This is a genomic window from Candidatus Pelagibacter sp. PS_23, assembly GCF_059417905.1.
The window spans coordinates 963,030-974,991 of sequence record NZ_CM182071.1 but is presented as its reverse complement, the minus strand read 5'-3'; the positions used below and the strand labels follow the sequence as shown (position 1 = coordinate 974,991).

Below are 11,962 nucleotides of genomic sequence, written 5' to 3'. Positions count from 1 at the left end.
TTTAAGAAGCTGAAAACAACCTAAAATAGGAATATAGAACCCAAACAAACATATCAAGCATAGTTATAAATATAATTGCTAAACCAACAATTGAGTCCTGTTTTATTTTTCTTCTCCATTTGATTGGAAAAAAATTTAAAGAATACGCATAAATTAAAATGAATATATTTAATGATGCAATAATAATGTTGATAAATAAAAAAGTATTCATTTAGTTAATCAAACCTTTCAGTTTGTTCTTTAATTTGTCTTTTACTTTATCCTCTATTTGCTTGATATCTAAATTTTTAACAGTGTCTAATAAATTATTACTCATTATTTTTTCTCGCACATCAACCACCATGTCTTTAAATACTTTTTTTAAAATATCTTTGTAGTTTTTACTATCCTTAGTATTACCAATATCTTTAAAATTCATATCATTAATTGAAAAGGTTTTTTCAAAATCAAAATCAGAAGATAATACGGCTAAATTAATATTTTTAGCATCTAGGTTTTTAATATTAAAGTATTTGCTTGATTGAGATTCGGTATTTTTAAATTCAAGATCTTGTTGAAGATTTCTTAGATTGTCTGAAGTAATTCTGTCAGAAAATTTAAAATAATAATTTAAATTTATATTGTTTAATTGAACATCGTTAATCAATATATCATTAGAAAAAATTGAGAATGTATCTAAATTTACTTTTACAAAATCTACTTCTGCTAAATTACCATCAAACTTTTTGTTAAGTATCTTAATGTTATTTGCACGAGCTTCACCACTTAAATAATCAATACTTAATTTTTTAATTGATACTTCTCTATTTAATGAACTTGAAATATTATCTTCTAATATATTTTTAATTAATCTGTCTCCTATAAATTCAACCAATATATAAAAAGATAAAGTGAATATGGTTATTATGGAAAGAAATTTTTTCATACACACTGATCTATATTAATTTAAAAAATAATTCTAATGGTTAATCGACCACTCTGGGTTATATTTTTAATTCAAAAATAATCTTATCTGTTCATTAAAAATAAGAAAAACTAAGTTTCCTATAATTAAATAAGGACCAAAAGGTATTTGAGACGAAAGATCTTTTTTATTTTTAATTATATCTGGAACAACACTTAAAAGTGCAATGACAGATGAAAAAAATATTACAAAAGGAATTGAAGCCCATCCAAACCAAAAACCAATTACAGAAAGTAATTTAGCATCACCCAAACCCATTCCTTCTTTGTTTCTTAATTTTTTATAAGTAAAAATTATTAACCAAATGATTATGTAACCAAACAAACCACCTATTAAAGAGTTAACTAAATTTGGAAACAGAGTGGTATTTAAATTTGGATCAAATGATTTTAATAAACCAATTATCATAAGAGGGTACGTTAACTCATTTGGAATTATGAAATGTTTTAAATCAATAAAAAAAATAATCACAAAACAGATGCTTAAAATAAAAAAAAGAAGAGTAGTTAATGAAACTCCAAAGAAATGAAAAATTACTATAAAATTTATTGATGATATTAATTCTACTAAAAAATATTTAATATTAATTTTAGCCGAACAACCTCTACATTTTGCTCTTAAAAACAAATATGAAAATAATGGAATGTTATCGTACCATTTAATTAGGGTTTTACAGGATGGACAGTGGGATCTTCCTGTTACAACGCTTATATCGTCAGGAATTCTATGGATACAAACGTTACTAAAGCTGCCCCATATACTTCCAAAGATAAATGCTATAAGATATAACACAACTTATAATTTAATTTTGGAGGACAGTTCTATGAAACCATCAATGCAATATTGTACAAGCATCATTGCGTCTGTAAGGTGTAAGTAGAAGTTAGGACTATGAATAATGAGTTCCATCAGTCTCAAAACTATCAAAAATTTAATGAATATCAATTTATAAATAACATGTTCTTTGGTGCTAAAAAAACAGAAACAATAAAAGTCGACAATACAAGCGTTAAAGACTTAGAATTGGTTACAAAAATGGGCCAGGAGTTTGCTAAAACTCTTGATTTAAAAGAAACACTACAAACTTCATTAGAGCTAATTATTAAAAGAATTAATGCTCAAGCTGCTAACATTTTTTTAATAGATAATGATAAGCAAAACTTTCAATGTATTGCATCAAAACACCAAGCATATCTAGAAGATTTTGAAATTCCAATTACTCAAGGTGTCATGGGAAAAGCAGCACTCATGAAACAATGTATAAGAGTTGGAGATGTTAGAAAGGATGTAAGAGAAATTGCAGAATTTTATTTTGATTTAGATAATAAAACAAATTTTACAACTTATTCTGTTTTATGTTCACCATTAATTGTTTCAGATGAATGTATTGGTGTTATTCATTGTTTAAATAAAAAAACAGACAACAAACTTTTTGAAGAAAGCGATAGAAAACTTTTAGAAACTTTATCTGGTCCTGCTGCATTAGCAATTAGAAATGCTAAGATGGCAAAAGATTTGATTGTTAAAAATAGAATAGAAAAAGAAATAGAAATTGTTGGAGAGATTCAAAAAACATTACTATCTCAAAACATTAAAGAAAATTTTCCTATTGCTGGAATAAATATTCCTGCCAAAGTTGTTTCTGGAGACTTTTATAATTTTTCAGAATTATCTAATGGAGTTTACGGATTTGGAGTTGCAGATGTTTCAGGTAAAGGAATTAAATCTTCATTACTAATGTCTAAAGCATCTAGTCTTTATAGATGTTTAAGTAAAACAAATTTTTCTGCAGCAGGTCTTTTAGATATTTTAAATACAGAAATTTGTGAAACTACTTCAAGAGGAATGTTTGTAACAATGCTGGTTGGAATTTACGATAGTAACAAAAAAGAATTAACTTTATCAAACGCTGGTCATGAACCTCCGTTAATTTATTCTAAAGATGGAAACTTTTCTAATTTTGAAGAAGCAGGACCTCCTTTAGGCATTGCTCCTAAGTTTAAATTTAAAGAAACTAAAATTAATTTTTCAAACAGCTCAATGTATATTTTTACTGATGGTATTACTGAAATAAGAGATGCTAAAGGAAATATGTTAGAGGCAGAAGGATTTAAAGATTATATAAAAAAGTATCAACAAATTCCAAACCATGAAAGATTAAACAAGATTATTGAGGATATAATTAAATCTGGTCGAATACAAAAGGATGATTTAACAATTGTAACGGTTGATGGTTAATAATTATGGATAGATGTTTTTATTTACACTCTTTAAGATAGAGTAAAAATGTTTATGGGATAGTTTCCAGTTAATAAGAGTAATTACCCCCAGTTTCATGTAATAATTCTAATTTTGGGTCAAATATCTGATAATTTGCTATAAATCCTGCAATCCTAGTCAAATCTCTAATTTAGAGTGAAATCCCTCATAATTTGCTATAAATCCTATACTGATAGTCAAATCTCTAATTTAGAGTGAAATCTCTCATAATTTGCCACAAATCAGATTTAATTAGTTAATTTGAGTTTAGTCCCAGATTTAGGCTTTAACCATAATATAAATTGTATCAAAATCTAATATTGTCATCCGCAATAATCGAAAATTGATGGATCAATGTTAAAATTTATACATATTATCCCAAAGGGATGAGTGATGTAAGATTGTTTGAGACTTTGTTAATATTCATATTTATCTCTAACACACAGCATAAAAAATATAAATTATCTCTAACACATAGGATAAAAATTAAAATTATCTCTAACACAAATCAATAAATTTATTGAAAATATAAAAAATGTTGATTTTATTGACTTTTTTAAAAATATGATAATATTAATAATTATAACACAAAATAAATATAGCTCTAACACATTTTATGTTTTATATTCATAATATTAAAAACGTTGATTTTACTTACTTTTTTAAAAAATAATATTATGTTAATTTTCTAACACAAAATGAAATAATTTTTTTTTTTTAAATGTGTTAGAATAAAATTTTTGTGTTAGAGAAAAAAAATAATTTTTTTTTTTATAAATTAGAATAATTCTAAAATTTGTAAAAAAAATATTAGAATCTTTCTAAAGTAAAATAAAAATATATTAGAATCTTTCTAAAGAGAAAAAAAATAGTTTGGAATATTTCTAATGTAGGGAAAAAAAATATATTAGAATAATTCTAAACAAAAAAAATTAAAAAAATTATAACACAAATAAATTTTTCTCTCACACAAAAAAAATTTTCTCTCACACAAAAAACAATTAAAAGTTGTTTTAATAAAAAATAGCTATTTTACTTATTTTTTAAAAATAGAAAAAAATATTAAATTTCTAACACAATATAAAAAGATAAAATTATGATAAATGTGTTAGAGAAAATATTATTTAGAAAAAAATATCTTAAATTTAATTTTTTTCAATGATTTTAATAAACTGTTGATTTAATTGAATATTTTGTATTTCATTATTAAATTAAACCCATTTTGAACATAATGATTATAATCTTGTGTTAGAATTTTATTAATTTTGTGTTAGAGAATCAATTAACAATTAAAATATTAATTTTTTATTTATAAGTTTTATGGACGAAGATAATAAAGATAAATTTGATTATAAAGAGGAAGATACTTTAAAGAGTGATCAAGAAAACGAATCTGAAAACGATTCAACTGATACTTTAAATCCTCAAGAAACTGATAATAATGAATCAGAAAAATCCAATGAAAATGATAATTTAACTGAAAATTCAGAAACTTTACAATCTCAAGATGAATCTGTTGAGCAAAATGTAAGTGCATCAAATACTAATAATGATGAAGACACTTTAAAGAGTGATCAAGAAAACGAATCTGAAAACGATTCAACTGATACTTTAAATCCTCAAGAAACTGATAATAATGAATCAGAAAAATCCAATGAAAATGATAATTTAACTGAAAATTCAGAAACTTTACAATCTCAAGATGAATCTGTTGAGCAAAATGTAAGTGCATCAAATACTAATAATGATGAAGACACTCTAAAGAGTGATCAAGAAAACGAATCTGAAAACGATTCAACTGATACTTTAAATCCTCAAGAAACTGATAATAATGAATCAGAAAAATCCAATGAAAATGATAATTTAACTGAAAATTCAGAAACTTTACAATCTCAAGATGAATCTGTTGAGCAAAATGTAAGTGCATCAAATACTAATAATGATGAAGACACTCTAAAGAGTGATCAAGAAAACGAATCTGAAAACGATTCAACTGATACTTTAAATCCTCAAGAAACTGATAATAATGAATCAGAAAAATCCAATGAAAATGATAATTTAACTGAAAATTCAGAAACTTTACAATCTCAAGATGAATCTGTTGAGCAAAATGTAAGTGCATCAAATACTAATAATGAGGAACAAAAAAAAGAGCATGAGGTAATTCATAAAAAAGATGGAAGACTACATATATATGTAAGGCAAGATAAATATAAAGGTGAACTTAAATCAAGAAACTGGGTAGGTAGACTTTATATTGATGGTAAACAAAAAATTTCATCTTCTGGAACAACAAATTTAGATGATGCAATACCAATTTTGGAAAAATGGTTTGATGATGTTCATGAAGAAAGTAAAAAATTAAAAATTGAAGAAAATATTAAGCCAGAAGAGGGTGAATCTTCACAAATTGATATTTCAACAACCAATCAAAGTAATAATGAAGCACAACCACAAACTTCAAGTGTTCCATTAAATGAAAACTCAGAAATATCTACCCAAGATCAGGTAAAAAGTAAATTATCAAATATTTTTGGAAAAATTAAGGAAATTAAAATTAAAAAACCAGATTTTGCTAAAAATATAAAAAAATCATCTTTTAATAATTCTAAAGTTGGAAATTATAAATCAAAAATACAAAATTTTTTCAAATCCAAATTAGGTAAATCTAGTGTTCAAGGCGAAGAAATAATTGGTATTGAGTTAGCAAATAAAGAAATAAGAATAGTCCAAGTTTCTAGTAACAAAGCTAATCAATGGGTGTTAGAAAAATTACATATTCACCCCGTCGACATTACAGATGATAGTACTCCAATTGATAATGCGGATAAATTTTCAGAAGAATTAGTATTAGCAATTCAAAAATACAAAATAACTTCACCAAATGCAGCAATTGCTATTCCGGTAACTAGTGCAATCATAAGAGTAGTCACCGCACCTTTAATGAAAGAAGATGAATTAAATAAAGCAATCGAAACTAATTCATTGTGGGAAAACCTAGTTCAACTAACAGATAGTTTGGAAGATTATTCTATTTTTCATCAAGTCATAAATAGAAATGATAAAGAAAATACAATGGATATTTTATTCGTTGCATCAAAATTAACTGATATAAATAGTTATACTTCAATAATTAAAAATGCAGGTTTAAATCCTGTAATCATAGATGTTAAATGTTTTGCTTTAAAGTCATCAGTTGATCAAGTTAATCAAATAACAAATAAAACTGAGGATGCCAATTTAACTGCTGTTTTAGAATTTGGATTAGATGAAAATTATTTAATGATCCTCTATAATAATAACCCAATAATAACTGATATTTTTATTAGAGGGCAAGATAGAAAAATTTTACAAGATTCCCAAGATACTGAAGAAAAAGAAGGATTAGTTAGAAGATATGTTACTCAAGTTAAGCAAGCAATTCAAGATTTTGAGACTAAATATGAAAAGAGAATTCGAAACATAAAAGTTGTTTCAGATATTAAAAATGTCGATGAATATTTAGGAAGTTTTAGAAAAATTTTAATGAATGTTGGATTTAACACTTTTGATCCCACAGAAGGATTAAAAATTCCAAGTCAGTATCAACAAATTTTAGATAATAAGTTAAATAGATCTTATCTATCTACTTCTGTTGGCTTAGCCTTTAGAAAACTTGATGTCTTTGGTTATTATAAATTTGTTACTGCAGTTAAAAATATAAATCTTCTTCCAGATAGATCAAATGTAATGAAGCAAAAGAAGATGAAAGCAATTTCAGGTTTTGCATTCAAGGGTATTACTGCTGCTGTAGTTGCAATTTATGTGGTATTATTTGGTTTATCTTTTTGGAATATTGTTTCCTATAATAATAAATTAAAACAATATGAAACTGTAAAAATAGATCATGCTAAAATTATTAAACAGAAAAAAATAGTTTCAAAAGAACTTAGTGTAATTAATACGTCTTTAAAATTAAGTAGAACACTTAAATCAAATAAAGAATTAACTTATAGAATTTTAGCTCAAGTAGCCTCAAGTGTTCCAAACCGTGTAAAATTTGATCAAGTTGAATTTAATGGATCTAGAAGATTAACTATTCAAGGAATAGCTGCAAGTGATCAAGATATTTTGAAATTTATAGAAAATTTAGGAAATCAAAAATTGGTTGAGCAAGCATCATTATCATCAATGCGATTACCAAAATCTACAGTAGGTGGTGCTACAATGAAAGGTTTTAGAGTGTTTGTAAAAATTAAAACAGGTAAAATATAGCAATGGATATAGATTTAAAAAATATTAACATGTCTGATATCAAGGATCAGATTACAAAATTAGCTGATAAAAAAACTCTTATAAAAATAGGAATAATCTTTGGTGCAATTGTTTTTTTCTTAATAATTTATTACGCAATTTTAAATCCAATGGTTGAGTCTAGAAAAGCTAAATTGGACGACATGAATTTGAAAATACAAGAAACTGCAAAATTTACTTCTGAAATTTATTCAATGAGAGCAAGAATTAAAAAACTTAAGCCTGATTATGAAAAATACTCTAGCTTGTTTCATTCTAAAGCTGAAGTAGAGGGTCTTTATCAAACATTAAGTGAATACGCCGGACAAAATGATCTAGTAATCACTAGAATTGAAAAAAAGGTAATTCAAGAAGTATTAAAAGCACAAGCCTTAGCCCAAGCAGACGGTAAAAAAACGAAAAAAAAGAAAAACAACCAAGTTAAAAATGTTGCAAATATTGCCTATTATTTGATCCCTGTTGATTTTGAAATTGATGGTAATTTTATTGGTTACATAAAATTTAAAAGAGCTCTATCGCTTTCTAACAAAATGTTAAACTTTGACAAAGAGTCTATTCAGGTGGTAAAAGGGAATACAACTGGAGCGATAAAAGTAAAAGGTACGTTAACAATAGTGGGGTTACCAAATGAATTTTTTTAAAATAATCATTATTTCAGTGTTTTTTATGTTGCTATCAAAAGTTTCCATGGCTGATAGTCATGATAAAGAGCAAAACATTATTGATAAAGCTAAAGAGATAAATAAAAAGATCAAAGAAAAACAGGCAAATTCACAATCGAATATTTCATCAGAAATTAAAGATGAAGAGCCTCTTCCATTAAACGATCCTTTTGCTGGAGATAGTTCATTAACTGGTGGTAATACAATTTTATCAAGTAATCCAGAAGAGGCACAAAATGAAATGAGCTTATATAAGTTTAAATTAGTTGGGATAATGACCTCTGCAAATGATGATGGGTTCGTATCTTTAATTAATTCAAGTGGAAATATAATTACTTTAGCTAGGTTTGAAGAATTAAGCCCTGGAGTAAAATTAGTTGGATTAAATAATAGAGAAGCAGTTTTTGAAAAAAATGAAAACTCTCTCTTAGTGATAAATTTTAATAATAAAATTACAGAAAGAACAAAATAATTATGAAATTTAAAAACAAAATATTATTTTTAATTTTACCTTTTTTATTTATTTTTTTAACAGGTTGTGCTGAAAAATTTGCTAAAAACACTGGTTCTTTTAAACACGACACCCCACTAATAAAAACTGATATCAAGAAAACTGGAAAACTAGAGGTTGAAAAAAGTGTAGAAATGGGACCAACTCCTGCTGAAGGTGATGTCATAAAGCTTAAAAAAAGAAAACAAATATCATCTGTTAAAGAGAGAAATTATTTATTAATTTCGGAAGATTTCAAATCTTTAAAACAAAATGTTTCTTTTAAATTTCAAGCTTTAGATTTTAAAGAAGCAATGAAATTAATGTCTGAAGTTGGTCAAATTAATATTTTAGTAGGTGACGATGTGGCAGGATCAATAAGTGCAGAGTTAGATAATGTTCCATGGGATAAAGCATTTAATGCATTATTAGATTTAAAAAATTATGCAGCAGACATAGATGTAGCAAGTAATATTATTAGAGTTTCAACTCCTGCTAATCTAACGTCACAAGAAGGTTATAAATCAGCGAGAGCTTCAGCAGTTAAGAAAAAAGTTGAATTAGAAGATTCAGTAGAACCAATTATTTCAGAAATTTTTAGACTTTATTATATAACCCCATCAGAAGCTAAAGCCACAATCACAGAATTATTTACATCTGTTGGAACGAATGGGAATTTTATACCAATACAAGTAACGGAAGAAGCAACCACAAGATCAATTATTGTTAGAGGTAAAGAAAAAGATTTAGATATCGTTGATAAAGTTATTCGAGAAATTGATAAAAGAACAAAACAAGTTTTAATAGAAGCTTTTATAGTTGAAGCTACTTCAACATTTGAGCAAAGTTTAGGAAAAAGACTTGGAGCCGCTTATACAAGAAAAAGTTTAAGAATGGGTGGTACACAAGGAGGTAGCAGTGTAGGAGCTGCATCAGGATCAGGGGCTGCATTATCTGAATCAACAGGTGCTTTTACAAGCGGTGCTGGAACAGATAATTTAGTAAATTTTGGGTCAGCTGCTGCAACAAGTGGAATTGGAATATTGAAAAAAACAGGTTCTGCTGTTTTAAAACTTGAACTTGATTTTTTAGAAGCTCAAGGCTTATCAAAAACAGTATCTAATCCAAAATTATTTACATTAGATAATCAACAAGCAAGTATTAATCAGGGTGAAACAATTTATATTGATGGTGGAGAAGGGGAAGATAAACCAGTTGATGCATCATTAAAATTGATAGTAACTCCTAATATCATAGGTGATGGAAACGTCATGCTTTCAATTCAAGTAAACAATGATACTCCAAATAGAGCAAATGCAGCATCAGTAGGTGTAAATAAAATGGAGATAAATACAAAATTATTAGTAGCTGATGGAGATATAGTTGTAATTGGTGGTATTAAAAAAAATAACGTAGCAAATAATAGACAAGGTGTTCCAGGAACGTCAAAAGTACCAATTCTAGGAAAAGTACTCAGTGGAAAATCAAATTCTGATACAATGAACGAGTTATTGGTATTTATCGCTCCAAGAATTTTATAATGTTTAAAATAAGTAGAGAGAGTGAAATTAATTTAGTTAATGTCTTAATTGATAATGACATTATTTCTGGAAAAGATTTAATAGACATTAAAAAAGTAAGTACTGAAAACAATAAATCTCAAATTGATGCAATATTTGAATTAAAGCTTACTGATGAAAAAAAAATAATTGATTTATTAATTAAAGAACAAAATCTAGAAATAATTGATCTAAAGTCAGTTGAAATTACTGAAGAAGTAAAAACAGTTTTACCATCAAACTATATTAAGATGAATTTTGTAGCACCATTTAAAATTGATGGAAAAACTTTACACATGGCAATTCCAGATAGTTCAAAATTGGGATTGATGCGAAATTTGAAAGCTATTACAAAAAAAAACATAGAACTTCATGCTGCAAAAATAAGTGATATTTCTGAATATATTGAGAGATTGTCATCTGAAACAGATGAAGTAACTATTGCGTCAATTCGAAATGAGAATAGGAGAAAAACAAAAACTTTTGAAACAGATTTAGGAGATGCAGGGGAAGTTTTAGACAATAAACCAGAAGAAGATATTGAAGCAATTGAAAATGAGTCAGAGGTAATCAAATTTAGTACAGCGGTGGTAGCAGATGCAATTAAAATGGGTGTTAGTGATATTCATATAGAGCCTTACCGATTTAGTTCAAGAGTAAGATATCGATTAGACGGTATGCTTCAAGAACAAGAAACCTATAGACAGTTTCTGCATGACAATTACGGGGCAGTAGTTACTCGATTTAAAATTATGGGTAAATTAGATATTGCAGAAAGAAGATTACCACAAGATGGAGCTATTAATTTTAAAATTGGTAATAAAGTAGTTGACTTACGTTTATCAATTTTACCTACTGCAAATAATGAGAGAATTGTTATGCGTATTCTTAACAAAGACGCGGGAGATATTACCCTTGAACAATTAAATTTTGAAAAGCAAGATTTAGAAAGTCTAAGAAAAGGAATTCACGGTAGTCAGGGATTAATTTTGGTAACTGGACCAACAGGATCTGGGAAATCAACAACGTTATATAGTATTTTAAAAGAAGTAAGTAAGCCCCATTTAAATATTTTAACAGCTGAAGATCCTGTGGAATATGAATTAGATGGTGTAGGACAAGTACAAATTAAAGATGATATCGGTTTTACTTTTGCTAAAGCTTTAAGATCTTTTTTAAGACAAGACCCTGAAATTATTCTAGTTGGTGAGATGAGGGATAAAGAAACAGTTGATATCGGATTAAAGGCTGCCCTTACAGGTCACTTAGTATTTAGTACTCTACACACTAATGACGCTCCAAGTACTATTACTAGATTACAAAACATGGGAACGCCAGATTATTTAATAAGTGCTGCCTGCCAACTTGTTGTAGCCCAAAGACTAGCTAGAAAAAATTGTAAAGATTGTAGAGTGCCTGATGATGATGTTAATCCTAAGGTTCTTAAAGATATGGGGTTTAGTGATGAAGACGCTTCAAAAGTAAAAGCCATCAAAGGTAAAGGTTGTGCAAAATGTAGTGACTCAGGATACAAAGGTCGACAAGGTGTTTATGAAATCTTAGTGGTATCAAAACCAATTAAAGAAGCTATTTTAAAACAAGCAACCACTCCTGAATTAAGAGAAATAGCTATTAAGGAAGGATTTAGAACGATGCAAGATATGGGTAGAAGAATGATTGCATCTGGTGAGCTTAATTTTAGAGAGTATGAGAGAATTCTTTCAAGCGAATAAAA

At 27.1% G+C, this 11,962-nt stretch carries 9 protein-coding genes; 6 read left to right on the top strand and 3 right to left on the bottom strand.

Features of this window, described 5'->3' with window-relative positions; all coding sequences use genetic code 11:
* Position 1: 1 nt before the first annotated feature.
* The 3 genes from AC5SLY_RS05180 to AC5SLY_RS05170 form a co-directional block, all read right to left on the bottom strand.
* Positions 2-211: a hypothetical protein gene (locus AC5SLY_RS05180; protein WP_018413515.1), complete on the bottom strand. Its 210-nt coding sequence runs from the start codon at positions 209-211 to the stop codon at positions 2-4.
* Positions 212-925: a hypothetical protein gene (locus tag AC5SLY_RS05175; RefSeq protein ID WP_018413514.1), complete on the bottom strand. Its 714-nt coding sequence runs from the start codon at positions 923-925 to the stop codon at positions 212-214. It abuts the gene before it with no gap.
* A gap of 66 nt (positions 926-991) precedes the next feature.
* Positions 992-1,756, bottom strand: coding sequence for an A24 family peptidase (locus AC5SLY_RS05170; protein ID WP_018413513.1), 765 nt, complete (start codon positions 1,754-1,756; stop codon positions 992-994).
* A gap of 99 nt (positions 1,757-1,855) precedes the next feature.
* Here AC5SLY_RS05170 and AC5SLY_RS05165 point away from each other — a divergent pair, with 99 nt between their 5' ends.
* From AC5SLY_RS05165 to AC5SLY_RS05140, 6 genes are all read left to right on the top strand, one after another.
* Positions 1,856-3,202, top strand: a complete 1,347-nt coding sequence (locus AC5SLY_RS05165) for a GAF domain-containing SpoIIE family protein phosphatase (RefSeq protein WP_018413512.1) — start codon at positions 1,856-1,858, stop codon at positions 3,200-3,202.
* Positions 3,203-4,543: 1,341 nt separating this feature from the next.
* Entirely contained in the window at positions 4,544-7,477 is a 2,934-nt protein-coding gene (pilM, locus tag AC5SLY_RS05160; RefSeq protein WP_494598669.1) for a pilus assembly protein PilM, read from the top strand.
* A gap of 2 nt (positions 7,478-7,479) precedes the next feature.
* Positions 7,480-8,157 (top strand): hypothetical protein, encoded by a 678-nt coding sequence (locus AC5SLY_RS05155; protein WP_006997846.1) that lies wholly within the window; start codon positions 7,480-7,482, stop codon positions 8,155-8,157.
* Positions 8,144-8,650, top strand: a complete 507-nt coding sequence (locus AC5SLY_RS05150; RefSeq protein ID WP_006997847.1) for a hypothetical protein — start codon at positions 8,144-8,146, stop codon at positions 8,648-8,650. The genes AC5SLY_RS05155 and AC5SLY_RS05150 overlap by 14 nt, the downstream gene beginning before the upstream one ends.
* Before the next feature lie 2 nt (positions 8,651-8,652).
* A complete protein-coding gene (locus tag AC5SLY_RS05145; RefSeq protein ID WP_018414359.1) occupies positions 8,653-10,209 on the top strand; it encodes a secretin GspD/PilQ domain-containing protein in 1,557 nt (518 codons plus the stop codon).
* A complete protein-coding gene (locus AC5SLY_RS05140) occupies positions 10,209-11,960 on the top strand; it encodes a GspE/PulE family protein (protein WP_018414358.1) in 1,752 nt (583 codons plus the stop codon). Before AC5SLY_RS05145 ends, AC5SLY_RS05140 begins: the two co-directional genes overlap by 1 nt.
* The last annotated feature ends 2 nt before the right edge of the window (positions 11,961-11,962 follow it).

Bases quoted from the DNA above. Each gene is read 5' to 3' on its own strand.
- AC5SLY_RS05180 (WP_018413515.1), bottom strand. From the start codon at position 211: ATGAATACTTTTTTATTTATCAACATTATTATTGCATCATTAAATATA.
- AC5SLY_RS05175 (WP_018413514.1), bottom strand. From the start codon at position 925: ATGAAAAAATTTCTTTCCATAATAACCATATTCACTTTATCTTTTTAT.
- AC5SLY_RS05165 (WP_018413512.1), top strand. From the start codon at position 1,856: ATGAATAATGAGTTCCATCAGTCTCAAAACTATCAAAAATTTAATGAA.
- pilM (WP_494598669.1), top strand. From the start codon at position 4,544: ATGGACGAAGATAATAAAGATAAATTTGATTATAAAGAGGAAGATACT.
- AC5SLY_RS05155 (WP_006997846.1), top strand. From the start codon at position 7,480: ATGGATATAGATTTAAAAAATATTAACATGTCTGATATCAAGGATCAG.
- AC5SLY_RS05150 (WP_006997847.1), top strand. From the start codon at position 8,144: ATGAATTTTTTTAAAATAATCATTATTTCAGTGTTTTTTATGTTGCTA.
- AC5SLY_RS05145 (WP_018414359.1), top strand. From the start codon at position 8,653: ATGAAATTTAAAAACAAAATATTATTTTTAATTTTACCTTTTTTATTT.
- AC5SLY_RS05140 (WP_018414358.1), top strand. From the start codon at position 10,209: ATGTTTAAAATAAGTAGAGAGAGTGAAATTAATTTAGTTAATGTCTTA.